Source organism: Mycobacterium sp. 1245499.0 (assembly GCF_001673615.1).
In the GTDB taxonomy this organism is placed as follows: Bacteria; Actinomycetota; Actinomycetes; order Mycobacteriales; family Mycobacteriaceae; genus Mycobacterium; species Mycobacterium europaeum_A.
On sequence record NZ_LZMG01000103.1, the window covers coordinates 1 to 16,350 of the forward strand.

Here is a 16,350-nt window from a genome sequence, read left to right on the forward strand (position 1 = left end):
GGCCGCCTCGGCGGCAACCAGCTCGATGCCCGGCGTATCGACGACCGGCAACAGCTCCTTGGGGACCGTTTTGGTCGCCGGCAAGAAGCGCGTCCCGAGACCGGCGGCGGGCACGACCGCAGTGCGTGGCACCACCACGTTTGGGCTTGACATTGTTCACACGATAACCCGCATCCACTATGCCGAGTCGATGTGGCGCGGGGAAACACCTGGCTGTCATCGTTGAGCCATGGCGACCGCCAGCAAAGCCGCACTGCGTGACCAGCTGCTTGCCGCCCGCCGCCGGGTTGCCGACGACGTTCGCGCCGCCGAGGCCCAGCACCTGTGCGAGCGGCTGGAAGCCTCCGAAAGCGTTGTGACCAGCGGCAGCACCGTGTGCGCCTACGTTCCGGTGGGCACCGAGCCGGGCTCGGCCGCGATGCTGGACGCGTTGCTGCGGCGCACCGCACGGGTGCTGCTGCCGGTCGCGCGCACCACCGCGGACAACACGCCCACGCCGTTGTCCTGGGGCGAATACCGGCCCGGCACGCTGACCACCGGGCGCTGGGGATTGCTGGAACCGCCGCAACCGTGGCTGCCGCCGTCGGCCCTGGCCGAAGCCGCGGTGGTGCTGGTCCCGGCGCTGGCGGTGGACCGCCGCGGGGTGCGGCTGGGGCGGGGCCGGGGTTTCTACGACCGCTCGCTGGGCGGGCGCGACCCGCAGGCGCGGCTGATCGCGGTCGTCCGCGACGCCGAACTGCTCGACGAGCTACCGGCCGATCCGCACGACGTCCCCATGACCCATGCGCTCACGCCCCGGCAGGGATTGGTCGAGCTCGTCGGGCGCTGACATGTCGGGAATGAGACATGTCACGTGGCGGTTCTAGCACTTGAGACGCTAGAGTGCTAACCAGGTTTGCAATCACCCGGAGGTTTTCGTGCCGACTTACAGCTATCAGTGCACCGAGTGCGACGATCGCTTCGACATCGTGCAGGCCTTCACCGACGACGCGCTGACCACCTGCAAACGCTGCTCCGGGCGGCTGCGCAAGCGCTTCAACTCTGTCGGCGTGGTGTTCAAGGGCAGCGGCTTCTACCGCACCGACAGCCGCGAGTCCGGCAAGAAGTCGCCGAGTTCGACCAACGGCTCCTCGTCGAGTGATTCCGGGTCGAGCTCCTCGAGCTCCAGCGAAAAGTCCGGCTCCAGCTCCAGTGAGAAGTCCAGCTCGAGCGACAAGTCGAGCAGCTCCGCGACTTCCGCCGCCGCCGCGACCAACTGACGGTTATCCACACCGGCGATGCCGGCGGGCGGCCTGTCCACCGGGTTGCGCCTACCGTTGCGGCGTGGGCGAATCATCGCTGAACCCAAGCCCTTTGAGTCGGCTGTCGCTATGGCTGCGCCCGGACTGGACTCGTACCGTGCTGGCGCGCCGCGTCGCCGCGGGCGGGCTCGTCGTGCTGGCCGGAATCGCCACGCTGCGGTCCAACCCCGCCGATGACTATGCGCAGGTGGTGGTCGCCGACCACGACCTACGGCCCGGCGCCGCGCTGACTTCCGCCGATGTCCGGCTCGAAAAGCGTTTGGCCGCAACGGTTCCCGATGGGGCACGAGCCGACCTGGATACGGTGGTGGGGTCGACGCTGGCCGGCCCGGCGCGCCGCGGTGAGGTGCTCACCGACGTCCGGCTGCTGGGCAGCCGGTTGGCGGAGGCCGCCATCGGGTCGAAGGCGGGCCCGGATGCCCGCATCGTGCCGCTGCATCTGGCGGACGGCGCCCTGATCGACCTGGTGCGGGTAGGCGACGTGGTCGACGTGCTGGCGGCGCCGGCCAGCGGTGCGCCGGACAATTCGCACGCGGCCCCGAAGGTGGTGGCCACCGACGCCGTGGTGGTGCTGGTATCGGCCAAAGAAAAGGCTCAGGCCGCCGATAGCGACCGCGTAGTGTTGGTTGCGCTGCCGGCTCGTGTGGCGAACACGGTGGCAGGGTCGGCGCTGGGCCAGACCGTGACGCTCACCCTGCACTGAGTGCCTGGCCGTTGTTCGTCTGCTGGCCGACGGCAAACTCTGTCCAGTCCCAGAAAGGCCATCCCAATGCTCAAAGGGTTCAAGGAGTTTCTCTCGCGGGGCAACATCATCGACCTGTCCACCGCGGTCGTCATCGGTACTGCTTTCACCGCCCTGGTCACCACATTCACCGACAGCATCATCAAGCCGTTGATCAACCGCATCGGCGTCAACCAGAAGTCCGATATCGGCATCCTGCGCATCAGCATCGGCGGCGGTCAGACCATTGACCTGAACAACGTGCTGTCAGCCGCCATCAACTTCGTGATCATCGCCGCGGTGGTGTACTTCCTGGTCGTGTTGCCCTACACGACGCTGCGCAAGCGGGGCGAGGTCGAGCCGGCCGACGACGCGCAGGTCGTGCTGCTCAAGGAGATCCGGGACCTACTCGCGCAGACCAACGGCGATTCGTCGGGAAAGCACGGCAGTGTGGCCACCACGCCCCCACCGGAGTACGGACCCCGCGCGGAAGCCGAATCGAAATAGCCCGCCAATTCGGGGCTTGGCCCGCGAGCCGGGTTTAAATCTCCAGGCTCGACAACTGCCCGATGATCTGGGCCGCCAAGGGATTCAGCGTCGCCATCCCGTCGCGCACCGCATAGCGGGACCCGGCCAGGTTGACCACCAGCGTGCTGCCGGACACCCCGGCCAGACCGCGGGACAAGCCGGCGTCGATGATCCCCGCCGACAGCCCCGAGCCGCGGATGGCCTCGGCGATGCCGAGGATTTCGCGATCCAGGATCTCGCGGGTGGCCTCCGGGGTGACGTCGCGCGGGGTGACGCCCGTGCCGCCAACCGAGACCACCAGGTCCACCCCGCCGATCACCGCGGTATTCAGCGCGTTGCGGATCTCGATCTCGTCCGCGGCGACCGCGACCACACCGTCGACGACGAAGCCCGCCTCCGTCAGCAGCTCGGTCACCAGCGGACCGCTATGGTCCTCGTCCCCGTGCGCGGTGCGATCGTCGACCACCACAACCAGAGCCCGGCCAACTACCAATTCCGCACCCGTTTCCATGGGTGCAACCGTATATCCGAGCTCAGACAATCCCGTCGCCGAGGGTTCGTCCACTCTCACTACTGATCCGCCTTCCCGAGGGTGACCGGCACGGTGCGGCTGCCGCCACCGGCGGCATCCTGGAATGTCAGCGTTATCTTGTCGCCGGGTGCTTTGGACCGTACGGCCGCGACCAGCGCGTCGGCGCTGTTGATCGGCCGGTCGTCGACCTTGGTGACGACGACATTCTTGGGGACGCCGGCCGATGCAGCCGCACCACCCGCGACGACGTCGACCACCTTGGCGCCGGGGGTGCCCTTGTCGTTGGTCACCTGCACGCCAAGCGAGGCGTGTGACGCCTTGCCGGTGGCGATCAGTTCGTCGGCGATGCGCTTGGCCTGGTCGACCGGGATCGCGAAGCCCAGACCGATCGACCCGCTCTGGGCGTCCGGCGAGTCGGCGCCCAGGGTGGCGATGGCCGAGTTGACGCCCACCAGTTGGCCGTTCATGTTGACCAGCGCGCCCCCGGAGTTACCGGGGTTGATCGCGGCGTCGGTCTGGATCGCGTCCAGCACGGTGTTCTGGTTGCCCGACTCACCGGTGGTGGACACCGGCCGGTTCAGCGCGCTGACGATGCCGGTGGTCACGGTGCCCGACAGGCCCAGCGGCGAGCCGATCGCGACGACGGGCTGGCCGACGCGCAGGTCCGACGAGGAGCCCAGCGAGATGGGCGTGAGCCCGGACATGCCCTGCACGCGAATGACGGCGATGTCGCTGGTGGGGTCGGCGCCGACCACCGTGAACGGTGCGGTGCGACCGTCAGAGAAGGTCACCGTGGTCTTCGCCGTCGGCGCGCCGGCACCGCCGCCGCCCGGGCCGCCCGGTCCGCCCGGCAGGCTCGGCGGCACGGGGGCCCCAGGCGGAGCTCCCGGCGGGGCTGCGGGACCCTTGGGCGGTCCCGCCGCGGCGGCGATCACGTGGTTGTTGGTCAGGATGAGCCCGTCGGTGGACAGGATGATGCCCGAGCCCTCCTCGGACTGTCGCCCGATGTCGGTCTCGAGCATCACGACGCTGGGCACCACCTTGGAGGCGACTCCCTCGACGCTGCCCGGTGGCATGTTGGCGGCCGGGACGCTGGGCGCCGCCCCGATGACGCGGCCGCCGCCGTTCCCCGTGGTGTGGGTGCCGAGCTCGACGGCCGTCGCGGCGGCACCGCCGATACCGGCCGACACCACCGCGATGGCCAACGCACCGACCACCAATAGTCCTGTGCGAGAACGCTTTTGGGGTTCCGGCGGGCCGGGCATCCCGGGCAGCATGCCGGGAATCGGGCCGCTGCCGGTGCCGCCCGGAATCGGGCCCACCCCGGTTCCGCCGGGAATCCGGCCCGGACCGGTGTTGCTGAAGGGCTCGTAAGGCGGACGGAACTGCGTCGTCGGCGACGATGAGGGCTGCGACCGATAGCGCCAGTCGTACTGCTGGTTGTACGGCTGCTGTTGTCCCGGGGCATAGCCGGAGGACGCCGCATGGCTCGGGACGGGCGCAGGCTGATTCGGCGCGGGCGGGTATCCCGGCTGCTGCGGCGGTGGCGAATACCTCGGGTCATTCGTCATGTCGCTAAGTCGCTCTTCCTCTATCTCAGTGTTTCGGCAAGTCGACGGCTGGGTTCAACAGTAGCCGCAGACCTACCTTGCCCGCGCGGACTGAGAGTCCACTGAGATTACGTTCGCCGATTCCCGAGAGTTCGCCTCGTCGCCACCCGGCGCCGTGGCGTGGTCGGCCGCGGCGTCTACCTGGTCGGTCTGCGGCTCGCCGGCGGTGGTGGAGTACGTCGAGGCGGGCATGGGCCGGCCGGGCAGCAGCACATAGAAGGAGGTACCCGGGGGTTGGCCGCCCGGAACGGTGTCCTCGACGCGCAGCAGTCCGCCGTGGTTGAGCACGACCTTCTTGACGATCGCCAGCCCGAGCCCGGAGCCGGGCATCGCCCGCGCCGTCGTCGACCGGTAGAACCGTTCGAACACCAGCCGGCGCTCCTGCGGCGGAATGCCGGGGCCGTGATCGGCGATCACCAGCTCCGCGTGCGACGGATCGAGCTGGCGCATGGTGACACCGACATGGCCCCCGGGCGGGCTCCACTTGGCGGCGTTGTCCAGCAGGTTCAGCACGGCACGCGACAGCCCGGCGGCGTCGCCGTACATCTGCCAGGGTGTGACGTCGACGTCGAAGTGAATGTCGTTGCGCCGCCGCCTGACTCGCTCCAGGCTGCGATCGACCACCTCGGCCATGTCGACGGGCTCGTGCACCACCTGGCCGGCGTCGTCGCGGGTCAGATCCACCAAATCGCCTACCAGCGTTGACAATTCCTCGATCTGCGCGACGACATCGGCGCGCAGATCCACCATCTCCTGCTCGGGCAGGCGCGGCGCTCCCGGCTCCATCGACGCCATCAGCAACTCGACGTTGGTGCGCAGCGAGGTCAGCGGGGTGCGCAATTCGTGGCCGGCGTCGGTGACCAGCCGAGCCTGCCGCTCCCGGGACTCGGCGAGTGCGCGCAGCATCAGGTTGAACGACTCGGTGAGCCTGGCCAATTCGTCGCTGCCGAACACGGGGATGGGCCTGAGGTCATCGGTACGTGCCACCCGCTCGGCCGCCTCGGTCAGGCGTGCCACCGGGCGCAGCCCGGCCCGGGTGACCATGCCGCCCGCCACGGCCGCGACTGCCACCCCGACCCCGCCGACGATCAGCAGCACCCAGCGCAGCCTGTTCATCACCGCTTCGGTGGGCTTGAGGCTCTTGGAGATCAGCAGCGACGTGCCGTTCTGCAGGTGCACGGCCAGGATCCGTTGGTCACCGGCGGTGCGCCGCGACATGAACAGATCGCCGTGGATGACCGCCTTCTCCGGCGCGCCGACCGGCAGGGTCTGGCCCGGCTGCTGGGCGGTGTAGATCGCGTGGCCCGGGTTCACCAGCATCGCGTTGACGTCGGAGTAGGCGGTGCCCTCGATGGCTTTGCCCGGGTCGGCGGCCAGCGAGCCGCTGGCGATCAACAGCTGTGCGCGGCTCTGCAGTTGGTTGTCGATGTCGCTGTACAGCGCGGCGGAGATCACGGCGTAGACGGCGAAGGCCATCAGCACCACCACCATGGCCACCATCGACATCGCCAGCAGCATCACCCGCCACCGCAGCGACAACGACGGTGTCGCGCGCAACGGCGGGCGCAGCGGCGGACGCTGGGGCCGGGGGAACCGGATCATCGGCGGACCCGCATCGTCACGGTGGCGTCTCCCGCAGGACGTATCCAACCCCGCGCACGGTGTGGATCAGCCGCGGCTCACCGTCGGCTTCGGTCTTGCGCCGCAGGTAACCGACGTAGACCTCCAGCGCGTTGCCCGAAGTGGGAAAGTCGAATCCCCACACCTCTTCGAGGATGCGGCTGCGGGTCAGCACCCGGCGCGGATTGGCGATCAGCATCTCCAGCAGCGCGAACTCGGTGCGGGTCAGGCTGATTCGGCGCAGGCCGCGGGTGACCTCGCGGGTCACCGGGTCCAGCGTCAGGTCGGAGAACGTCATCGCCACGGATTCGGCGTCGTCCTCCGGCTTGGTCCGGCGCAGCAGTGCACGCATCCGGGCTAGCAGTTCTTCCAGGGCGAATGGTTTCGGCAGATAGTCATCGGCGCCGGCGTCGAGCCCGGCGACCCGCTCGGACACCGAATCGCGGGCGGTGAGCACGAGGATGGGGAGATCGTCACCGGTGCTGCGGAGCTGACGGCACACCTCGAGGCCGTCCAGGCGCGGCATCATCACATCGAGGACGAGCGCGTCGGGACGATCGCTGGCGATCAATTCGAGGGCCTCGACCCCGTCATGGGCCAGCTCGACGGAGTAGCCGTTGAAGGATAAGGACCGACGCAGCGATTCGCGCACAGCGCGATCGTCGTCGACGACCAGTATTCGCACGACCCCTAGTTTCGTCCCACCGCCTGAGACGGACCTGAGAGGCGCGCCGGGCGGGGGCTAGCGGCGGTCACAAGCGCGGCGAAGCCGGGCGCCGTGGGCCGCCGCCATTCGCACTAGCGGCGGTCGAGGTCGATCAGACCGAGGCGGGCCGCCTTGAGCAGCCGCCGGGGCACCTTGTGGCGCTGACCTGCGACCGTGACACCGACGAGTTCGGTCTTCTCGGCCTTCCACTGCGCGCGCCGGCTACGGGTGTTCGCGCGCGACATTCTGCGCTTGGGTACGGCCATGGTCGGGCCTAACTCCTCGTGTTGCTTCGGTAATTCGACGTGGGACTTGCAGTTCGGCATGTCGCGCGGCGTGGCTGGTGAGCCGAACGGGCGACGATCGCACATCAGGATAGTCGCTGGTCCGCTTGTGGCCAAAATGCACGCCCGCCCGCCGAGTGGCCGCCCGCTGGGCGCGCCAGGGCGGGCGCCTCCAAAGTGGGATCCTTGACGTGACACCGACGGTACCCGCTAACCTACCGGTTGGTTGGTAGGTCCGACCCGGTGAATCCCCGAATGGAGGACAGGCATGGCCTCTGCTTCCGGCGCCGCTGGCGCCCTGGGCAGCTCCGGCGCCGTCCGGATTGCGAACTGCTCGGGCTTCTACGGCGACCGGCTGTCGGCCATGCGCGAGATGCTCACCGGCGGCGAAGTCGACTACCTGACCGGCGACTACCTCGCCGAACTCACCATGCTGATCCTGGGCCGCGACCGGATGAAGCATGCCGAGCGCGGCTACGCCAAGACCTTTCTGACCCAGCTCGAGGACTGCCTGGGCGACGCCCGCGACCGGGGGGTCCGCATCGTCGCCAACGCCGGCGGCCTCAATCCATCCGGGCTGGCCGACGCGATACGCGCGCTGGCGCAGCGGCTGGGCATCGACGCGCGGGTCGGCCACGTGGAGGGTGACGACCTGTTGTCACGTGCCGCCGACCTCGGGCTGGGCAGTCCGTTGACGGCGAACGCCTACCTGGGCGCCTGGGGCATCGTCGACTGCCTGGTCGACGGCGCCGACGTCGTCGTCACCGGCCGCGTCACCGACGCCTCGGTGATCGTCGGGGCGGCCGCTGCGCACTTCGGGTGGGGTCGCACCGACTACGACGCGCTCGCCGGCGCGGTGGTCGCGGGCCATGTCATCGAGTGCGGGGTCCAGGCCACCGGCGGTAACTACTCGTTCTTCACCGAGATTCCCGAGTTGACCCACGCCGGCTTCCCGCTCGCCGAGGTCCACGCCGACGGATCCTCGGTGATCACCAAGCACCCGGGCACCGGCGGCCTGGTCAGCGTCGACACCGTCACCGCGCAGCTGCTCTACGAGATCACCGGGGCGCGCTACGCCAACCCCGACGTGACCGCCCGGATGGACAGCGTCGAGCTGTCGTCCGACGGGCCGGATCGGGTGCGCATCAGCGGTGCGCGTGGCGAGGCCCCGCCGCCCACCTACAAAGTGTCGATGAACAGCATCGGCGGGTTCCGCAACTCGATGACGTTCGTGCTGACCGGCCTGGATATCGAGGCCAAGGCCGACCTGGTGCGCCAACAACTCGACGCCGCGCTCACCGTCAAGCCCGCCGAACTGCAGTGGACTTTGGCACGCACCGACCACCCGGACGCCGACACCGAGGAAGCCGCCAGTGCGCTGCTGCACTGCGTCGTACGCGACCCCGACCCCGCCAACGTGGGACGCCAATTCTCTTCGGCTGCCGTCGAATTGGCGTTGGCCAGCTATCCGGGATTCCACGTCACCGCACCCCCGGCTGACGGCCAGGTCTACGGCGTGTTCACCCCGGGCTACGTCGCCGCCGATCAGGTACCGCATGTTGCGGTACACGCCGACGGCACCCGCGTCCACATCCCTTGCGCCACGGACACTTTGGAGCTCTCCCCCGCCGCTGAGCCACCGCTTCCCGAACCCCTACCGGACGGGCCGACCCGGCGCGTGCCGCTGGGCCGCATCGCCGGCGCGCGCAGCGGCGACAAGGGCGGCTCCGCCAACATCGGGGTGTGGGTACGCACCGACGAGCAATGGCGATGGCTGGCCAACACGTTGACCGTCGAGCTGCTCGGAGAACTGCTGCCCGAAGCGGCCGACTTCGGCGTGACGCGTCACCTGCTGCCGAATCTGCGAGCGGTCAACTTCGTCATTGACGGCATCCTCGGCCAGGGCGTCGCCTACCAGGCCCGATTCGATCCCCAGGCCAAGGGGCTGGGCGAATGGCTCCGCGGCCGCTACCTCGACATCCCGGAGAGTCTGCTGTGAACCTTTGGACCACACCCGAGCGCGAACAGCTGCGAAAGACGGTGCGCTCGTTCGCGGAACGCGAGATCCTGCCCCACGTCGACGAGTGGGAGCGCAGCGGCGAGCTGCCGCGCGAATTGCACCGCAGCGCCGGGGACGCCGGGCTGCTGGGTGCGGGCTTCCCCGAATCGGTTGGCGGCGGTGGCGGCGACGGCGCCGACGCGGTGATCATCTGCGAGGAGATGCATCAGGCCGGGGCCCCGGGCGGCGTGTTCGCGTCGTTGTTCACCTGCGGCATCGCGGTGCCGCACATGATCGCCTCGGGCGATCAGCGGCTCATCGAGGAGTTCGTCCGGCCGACACTGGCCGGTGAGAAGATCGGCTCGCTGGCCATCACCGAGCCGGGCGGCGGTTCCGACGTCGGGCACCTGCGTACCTCCGCGGTGCGCGATGGTGACCACTACATCGTCAACGGCGCCAAGACCTACATCACCTCCGGGGTCCGCGCCGACTACGTGGTAACCGCGGTACGCACCGGAGGCCCTGGCGCGGGCGGGGTTTCGCTGCTTGTGGTCGAGAAGGGGACGCCCGGCTTCGAGGTGAGCCGCAAGCTGGACAAGATGGGCTGGCGTTCCTCGGACACGGCCGAGCTGTCCTACACCGACGTCCGCGTCCCGGTCACCAACCTGGTCGGCGTGGAGAACAGCGGGTTCGCCCAGATCGCCCAGGCCTTCGTCGCCGAACGCATCGGTCTTGCCGCACAAGCCTATTCGAGCGCCCAGCGCTGCCTGGACCTGACGGTGCAATGGTGTCGCGACCGCGAAACATTCGGCCGCCCATTGATATCGCGGCAGTCGGTGCAAAACACGTTGGCCGAGATGGCGCGTCGCATCGACGTCGCCAGGGTTTACTCGCGCCACGTGGTGGAGCAGCAACTCGCCGGCGAGACCAACCTGATTCCGCAGGTGTGTTTCGCCAAGAACACCGCCGTCGAGGCCGGCGAATGGGTGGCCAACCAAGCCGTCCAGTTGTTCGGCGGCATGGGCTACATGGCCGAGTCCGAGGTCGAACGCCAATATCGGGACATGCGGATCCTGGGCATCGGCGGCGGAACCACCGAAATCCTGACCGCACTGTCCGCCAAACTGCTGGGATTCCAATCATGACCGTGCTGCAGTCCACCCTCGATGCCGATGCCACCGCCTTCGCCGACGCGGCTTCGGCGGCTATTGCGAAACTCGAGGAGATCGACACCGAGCTGGCCAACGCGCTGGTCGGGGGCGGGGCCAAATACGTTGAGCGTCACCATGACCGGGGCAAGCTGACGGCACGCGAACGCATCGAATCCCTGGTCGACCAGGATTCGCCGTTCCTGGAACTGAGCCCGCTGGCGGCCTGGGGCAGCGCCTTCAAGGTCGGCGCCAGCACGGTCACCGGCATCGGGGTGGTCGAAGGCGTCGAATGCATGATCGTCGCCAACGACCCGACGGTCAAAGGCGGCACCAGCAACCCGTGGACCCTGAAGAAGATCCTGCGAGCCAACCAGATCGCCTTCGAGAACCGGCTCCCGGTGATCTCGCTGGTGGAGTCCGGCGGCGCGGATCTGCCCACGCAGAAGGAGATCTTCATCCCCGGCGGCCGGATGTTCCGCGACCTCACCCGGCTCTCGGCGGCCGGAATCCCCACCATCGCACTGGTATTCGGCAACTCCACCGCGGGCGGTGCCTACGTCCCGGGCATGTCGGATCACGTGGTGATGATCAAGGAACGTTCCAAGGTCTTCCTGGCCGGTCCCCCGCTGGTGAAGATGGCCACCGGCGAGGAATCCGACGACGAGTCGCTCGGCGGCGCCGAAATGCACGCCCGCGTCTCCGGTTTGGCCGACTACTTCGCCGTCGACGAACTCGACGCGATCCGCATCGGCCGCCGCATCGTGGCCCGGTTGAACTGGGCCAAGCACGGGCCGACACCCAAGCCGGTCACCGAGCCGCTGTTCGACACCGAGGAACTCATCGGCATCGTGCCCGCGGATCTGCGGATCCCGTTCGATCCCCGCGAAGTGATCGCCCGCATCGTCGACGGTTCCGAGTTCGACGAATTCAAGCCGCTGTACGGCTCGTCGCTGGTGACGGGCTGGGCCCGGCTGCACGGGTATCCGATCGGCATCCTGGCCAACGCGCGCGGCGTGTTGTTCAGCGAGGAGTCGCAGAAAGCCACCCAGTTCATCCAGCTGGCCAACCGGTCCGACACGCCGCTGCTGTTCCTGCACAACACCACCGGTTACATGGTGGGCAAGGACTATGAAGAGGGCGGGATGATCAAGCACGGCTCGATGATGATCAACGCCGTGTCCAACTCCACGGTCCCGCACATCTCGCTGCTGATCGGCGCCTCCTATGGCGCGGGCCACTACGGCATGTGCGGGCGCGCTTACGATCCGCGGTTCCTGTTCGCCTGGCCGACGTCGAAGTCCGCGGTGATGGGCGGCGCCCAGTTGTCGGGTGTGCTGTCGATCGTGGCCCGTGCGGCCGCCGAGGCGCGCGGCCAGCAGGTCGACGAGGAGGCCGACGCGGCGATGCGGGCCGCGGTCGAGGGCCAGATCGAAGCCGAGTCGCTGCCGCTGGTGTTGTCCGGGATGCTCTACGACGACGGGGTGATCGACCCGCGAGATACCCGCACCGTCTTGGGAATCTGTTTGTCCGCCATCGCCAATGGCCCGATCAAGGGGACGTCGAACTTCGGCGTCTTCCGGATGTGAGCCCCATGGTCACTCGAGTACTGGTCGCCAACCGCGGTGAGATCGCGCGGCGGGTGTTCGCCACCTGCCGCCGGCTCGGCTTAACCACCGTCGCCGTCTACACCGAACCCGACGCCGGCGCCCCGCACGTCGCCGAGGCCGACGCCCGGGTGCGGCTGGACAAGACCAACGACTACCTCAACGCGCAGGCCATCATCGCCGCCGCCCGCGCCGCGGGCGCTGACGCGATCCACCCCGGTTACGGATTCCTCTCGGAGAACGCCGACTTCGCGGCCGTCGTCGCCGACGCCGGCCTGACGTGGATCGGCCCGCCGGTGGATGCGGTGCGCGCGATGGGCTCCAAGATCGAGTCCAAGAAACTCATGGCCGCGGCCGGGGTGCCCGTGCTCGACGAGCTCGACCCCGACACCGTCACCGAGGCGCAGCTGCCGGTCCTGGTCAAGGCCTCCGCGGGCGGCGGCGGACGCGGCATGCGGGTGGTGCGCGAATTGTCAGCCCTGCCAGCCGAAGTGGAGGCGGCGCGCCGCGAAGCCCAATCCGCCTTCGGGGACCCGACGGTGTTCTGCGAGCGCTACCTGCCCACCGGACACCACATCGAGGTCCAGGTCATGGCCGACACCCATGGCACGGTGTGGGCGGTCGGCGAACGCGAATGCTCGATTCAGCGCCGCCACCAGAAGATCATCGAGGAGGCGCCCTCGCCGTTGGTGGAGCGCACGCCGGGCATGCGCGCCAAGCTGTTCGACGCGGCCCGGTTGGCCGCCGAAGCCATCGGCTACACCGGCGCCGGGACGGTGGAGTTCCTCGCCGACGACGACGGGGAGTTCTACTTTCTCGAGATGAACACCCGGCTACAGGTCGAACACCCGGTGACCGAAGAGACCACCGGACTCGATCTGGTCGAGCTGCAGCTCGCCGTCGCCGACGGCGCCCGCCTGGACTCGGACCCTCCTGCCGCGCGAGGGCATTCGATCGAGGCCCGGCTCTACGCCGAGGACCCCGCCAAGAACTGGCAGCCGCAGGCCGGCCTGGTCCGCGGATTCGAGGTGCCCTCGGTTCGGGCGGAGTTCGGTTCCCTGGGGCACCGGACCGGGATCCGGCTGGATTCGGGCATCGTCGACGGGTTCACGGTCTCGATCCACTACGACCCCATGCTGGCCAAGGTCATCTCCTACGCCCCGACGCGACGCCAGGCCGCGCTGGTGCTCGCCGACGCGCTGGCGCGCGCCCGCGTGCACGGCGTACGCACCAACCGGGACCTTTTGGTGAACGTGCTGCGGCATCCCGCATTCCTCGACGGTGCGACCGACACAGCGTTTTTCGATACCCACGACCTGGCCCGCCTCGCGGCGCCGCTGGGCGATGCCGCGGTGGTCCGACTGTCCGCCATCGCCGCGGCACTCGCCGACGCCGCGCATAACCGGGCCGTGGCGCCGGTGCTGCGCGCCGTTCCCAGCGGCTGGCGCAACCTGCCGTCGGTCTACCAGGTCAGGGACTATCACGACGATGCGGGCGACGAGATCAGGGTCCAATATCGCTTCACCAGAACCGGTTTGACGCTTCCCGACGACCCGTCGGTGCAGCTGGTGTCGGCCACGGCGAAAGCCGTCGTGCTGCGGGTGGACGGCGTCGAGCACGGCTTCTCGGTGCGGCGCTACGATGCCGACGTCTACGTCGATTCCGCGCGCGGGCCGGTGCATTTGACCGCGCAGCCGCGTTTCCCCGAGCCCGGCTCGACCGTCGAAAAGGGCTCGCTGGTGGCGCCGATGCCGGGCAGCGTGATCCGGCTCGGTGCCGCGATCGGCGACACGGTCACCGCCGGCCAGCCGCTGATCTGGCTGGAGGCCATGAAGATGGAACACACCATCGCCGCCCCGGTGGACGGGGTGCTCGCCGAACTCAGCGTCAAGACCGGTCAGCAAGTCGAAGTGGGCGCTGTGCTGGCAAGAGTGGAAGCGCCACAATCAGAAGGGGATTCAGCATGACCGACACCAGCTTCATCGAGAGCGAGGAGCGTCAGGCCCTGCGCAAGTCGGTGGCGGCCTGGGCAGCCAACTACGGCAGCGAGTACTACCTACGCAAGGCCCGCGCACAGGAACACACCGACGAATTGTGGTCGGAGGCAGGCAAACTCGGCTTCCTCGGGGTGAACCTGCCGGAGGAGTACGGCGGTGGCGGCGCCGGAATGTACGAGCTGTCGCTGGTCATGGAGGAGATGGCGGCCGCGGGCAGCGCGCTGCTGCTGATGGTGGTCTCGCCCGCCATCAACGGCACCATCATCAGCAAGTTCGGCACCGAGGAGCAGAAGAAGCGCTGGATCCCCGGCATCGCCGATGGGACGCTGACGATGGCGTTCGCCATCACCGAGCCCGACGCCGGCTCTAACTCGCACAAGATCACCACGACCGCCCGCCGGGACGGCAGCGACTGGATCGTGAAGGGCCAGAAGGTCTATATCTCCGGCATCGACCAGGCGCAGGCGGTGCTGGTGGTGGCCCGCACCGAGGAGGCCAAGACCGGCAAGCTGCGCCCCGCACTGTTCGTGGTGCCCACCGACGCGCCCGGCTTCACCTACACCCCGATCGAAATGGAACTGATCAGCCCCGAACGGCAGTTCCAGGTCTTCCTCGACGACGTGCGGCTGCCTAGCGACGCACTCGTCGGCGCCGAAGATGCCGCCATTGCACAGCTTTTCGCCGGCCTGAACCCCGAACGGATCATGGGCGCGGCGAGCTCCGTCGGGATGGGACGGTACGCGCTGGGCCGGGCCGCCGAATACGTCAAAACCCGGCAGGTGTGGGGCACGCCGATCGGCGCGCACCAGGGGCTGTCCCACCCGTTGGCGCAGTGCCACATCGAGGTCGAACTGGCCAAGCTGATGCTGCAGAAGGCCGCCACCCTCTATGACTCCGGCAATGACATGGGCGCGGCCGAGGCCGCGAACATGGCCAAATACGCTGCGGCCGAAGCCGCCACGCGCTCGGTGGATCAGGCGGTGCAGTCACTGGGCGGCAACGGACTGACCAAGGAGTACGGCCTGGCCGCCATGCTGGCCTCGGCCCGGCTGGGCCGCATCGCCCCGGTCAGCCGTGAGATGGTGCTGAACTTCGTCGCGCAGACATCGCTGGGCCTGCCCCGAAGCTACTGATGGACCCCGTCGTCGAATACGCCGGACCCGCCGACACGGGCGGACCTTACGCGCGGCTGACCCTGAATTCACCGCACAACCGCAACGCGCTGTCCACCACACTGGTCAACCAATTGCACCAGGGGTTGCGCGACGCCTCGGCAGACCCGGCGGTACGGACCGTGGTGCTGGGCCACACTGGTGGAACCTTCTGTGCCGGTGCGGATTTGAGTGAGTCCGGCGGGGGCGATCCCTTCAGCATAGCGGTGGCCCGCGCCCGGGAGATGGTCGCCTTGATGCGGGCCATCGTCTCCTCGCCGCTGCCGGTGATCGCCGCCATCGACGGGCACGTCCGCGCGGGCGGCTTAGGCCTGGTGGGCGCCTGCGATATCGCGGTCGCGGGTCCGCGCAGTACCTTCGCGCTCACCGAGGCCCGCATCGGCGTCGCCCCGGCGATCATCTCGTTGACGCTGCTACCGAAGCTGTCGGCGCGGGCCGCGGCACGCTACTACCTGACCGGCGAGAAGTTCGGCGCCGCCCAGGCGGCCGAGATCGGACTGATCACCGTTGCCGCCGACGACGTCGACGCCGCGGTCGACGAACTGGTCTCCGATATCGGCCGTGGTTCGCCCCAGGGCCTCGCGGCATCCAAGGCGCTGACCACGACCGCGGTGCTGGAAGGGTTCGACCGCGACGCCGAACGGCTCGCCGAGGAGTCCGCGCGGCTGTTCGTGTCCGACGAGGCCCGCGAAGGCATGCTGGCGTTTCTGGAGAAGCGCGCGCCCAATTGGACGAGTTAGCCAGCCGGGAAGTTAGCCAGATGTCAAACAAAGGGTCCGGTCGAACGGTCGGCAGTGCGGCGCGGGCCGGCGCAAGGTTGCAGTTTAGCCAATCCTCTTGCAGCAAAAGCTGTACGTCGTAGGCTCGTGGGTGATGAGCAACTCAACGCAACGGGATGCGGAGGACACGCGCGGCGAGCCGTCGCGCGCGGCTGATACCGACCGCATCCAGATTGCCCAGTTGCTTGCGTATGCGGCCGAACAGGGGCGCCTGCAGCTCAACGACTACGAAGACCGTTTGACCAGGGCCTATGCGGCCACGACGTACGAGGAACTGGATCAATTGCGGGCCGATCTGCCGGGGGCTCCGATCAGCCCGCGCCGCGGCGGCAAGCCCAATCCGGCG

16 protein-coding genes and 1 pseudogene are annotated in these 16,350 nt (G+C 68.7%); 11 read left to right on the forward strand and 6 right to left on the reverse strand.

The annotated features are described in order from the left end of the window. Nucleotides 1–153: pseudogene (locus tag A5646_RS28770) on the reverse strand (UTP--glucose-1-phosphate uridylyltransferase); the annotation flags it as partial. Between the two features lie 76 nt (nucleotides 154–229). Here A5646_RS28770 and A5646_RS05340 point away from each other — a divergent pair. The 4 genes from A5646_RS05340 to mscL all read left to right on the forward strand — a co-directional run bounded on the left by A5646_RS05340 (nucleotide 230) and on the right by mscL (nucleotide 2,529). Then, on the forward strand, nucleotides 230–829 hold the full coding sequence (locus tag A5646_RS05340) for a 5-formyltetrahydrofolate cyclo-ligase (protein WP_067020403.1): 600 nt from the start codon (nucleotides 230–232) through the stop codon (nucleotides 827–829). A gap of 88 nt (nucleotides 830–917) precedes the next feature. Further along, complete coding sequence (locus A5646_RS27820; RefSeq protein ID WP_082972217.1) at nucleotides 918–1,259, forward strand: FmdB family zinc ribbon protein; 342 nt, start codon at nucleotides 918–920, stop codon at nucleotides 1,257–1,259. Nucleotides 1,260–1,323: 64 nt separating this feature from the next. Next, nucleotides 1,324–2,004: an SAF domain-containing protein gene (locus tag A5646_RS05350; protein ID WP_067020408.1), complete on the forward strand. Its 681-nt coding sequence runs from the start codon at nucleotides 1,324–1,326 to the stop codon at nucleotides 2,002–2,004. A gap of 66 nt (nucleotides 2,005–2,070) precedes the next feature. Further along, nucleotides 2,071–2,529, forward strand: coding sequence for a large-conductance mechanosensitive channel protein MscL (mscL, locus tag A5646_RS05355; RefSeq protein ID WP_066871946.1), 459 nt, complete (start codon nucleotides 2,071–2,073; stop codon nucleotides 2,527–2,529). A 34-nt stretch (nucleotides 2,530–2,563) separates the two neighbouring features. Here mscL and A5646_RS05360 read toward each other — a convergent pair whose 3' ends face one another. The 5 genes from A5646_RS05360 to rpmF all read right to left on the reverse strand — a co-directional run bounded on the left by A5646_RS05360 (nucleotide 2,564) and on the right by rpmF (nucleotide 7,284). Then, complete coding sequence (locus A5646_RS05360) at nucleotides 2,564–3,061, reverse strand: molybdenum cofactor biosynthesis protein B (RefSeq protein ID WP_044487196.1); 498 nt, start codon at nucleotides 3,059–3,061, stop codon at nucleotides 2,564–2,566. Nucleotides 3,062–3,120: 59 nt separating this feature from the next. Next, nucleotides 3,121–4,653: a S1C family serine protease gene (locus A5646_RS05365; RefSeq protein WP_067020411.1), complete on the reverse strand. Its 1,533-nt coding sequence runs from the start codon at nucleotides 4,651–4,653 to the stop codon at nucleotides 3,121–3,123. A gap of 72 nt (nucleotides 4,654–4,725) precedes the next feature. Further along, entirely contained in the window at nucleotides 4,726–6,294 is a 1,569-nt protein-coding gene (locus A5646_RS05370; RefSeq protein ID WP_066877824.1) for a HAMP domain-containing sensor histidine kinase, read from the reverse strand. Between the two features lie 16 nt (nucleotides 6,295–6,310). Then, entirely contained in the window at nucleotides 6,311–6,997 is a 687-nt protein-coding gene (mprA, locus tag A5646_RS05375) for a two-component system response regulator MprA (RefSeq protein ID WP_066871956.1), read from the reverse strand. Between the two features lie 113 nt (nucleotides 6,998–7,110). After that, nucleotides 7,111–7,284, reverse strand: a complete 174-nt coding sequence (rpmF, locus tag A5646_RS05380) for a 50S ribosomal protein L32 (protein WP_003872812.1) — start codon at nucleotides 7,282–7,284, stop codon at nucleotides 7,111–7,113. A gap of 286 nt (nucleotides 7,285–7,570) precedes the next feature. On the opposite strand from rpmF, the gene A5646_RS05385 reads away from it, so the two are divergent. From A5646_RS05385 to A5646_RS05415, 7 genes are all read left to right on the forward strand, one after another. Beyond that, the gene (locus A5646_RS05385) at nucleotides 7,571–9,301 is read left to right on the forward strand and encodes an acyclic terpene utilization AtuA family protein (protein WP_067020413.1); all 1,731 of its coding nucleotides are present in this window, start codon (nucleotides 7,571–7,573) and stop codon (nucleotides 9,299–9,301) included. Beyond that, complete coding sequence (locus A5646_RS05390; protein WP_067020417.1) at nucleotides 9,298–10,446, forward strand: acyl-CoA dehydrogenase family protein; 1,149 nt, start codon at nucleotides 9,298–9,300, stop codon at nucleotides 10,444–10,446. Before A5646_RS05385 ends, A5646_RS05390 begins: the two co-directional genes overlap by 4 nt. Nucleotides 10,447–10,448: 2 nt before the next feature. Next, a complete protein-coding gene (locus tag A5646_RS05395; RefSeq protein ID WP_156765525.1) occupies nucleotides 10,449–12,038 on the forward strand; it encodes an acyl-CoA carboxylase subunit beta in 1,590 nt (529 codons plus the stop codon). A 5-nt stretch (nucleotides 12,039–12,043) separates the two neighbouring features. Next, on the forward strand, nucleotides 12,044–14,023 hold the full coding sequence (locus A5646_RS05400; protein ID WP_067020423.1) for a biotin carboxylase N-terminal domain-containing protein: 1,980 nt from the start codon (nucleotides 12,044–12,046) through the stop codon (nucleotides 14,021–14,023). Further along, entirely contained in the window at nucleotides 14,020–15,186 is a 1,167-nt protein-coding gene (locus tag A5646_RS05405; RefSeq protein ID WP_066871971.1) for an acyl-CoA dehydrogenase family protein, read from the forward strand. The genes A5646_RS05400 and A5646_RS05405 overlap by 4 nt, the downstream gene beginning before the upstream one ends. After that, nucleotides 15,186–15,965: an enoyl-CoA hydratase family protein gene (locus A5646_RS05410; protein WP_067020426.1), complete on the forward strand. Its 780-nt coding sequence runs from the start codon at nucleotides 15,186–15,188 to the stop codon at nucleotides 15,963–15,965. Before A5646_RS05405 ends, A5646_RS05410 begins: the two co-directional genes overlap by 1 nt. Nucleotides 15,966–16,098: 133 nt before the next feature. Continuing rightward, nucleotides 16,099–16,350, forward strand: a 252-nt coding sequence (locus A5646_RS05415; protein ID WP_156765526.1) for a DUF1707 domain-containing protein, incomplete at its 3' end; no start/stop codon positions are given.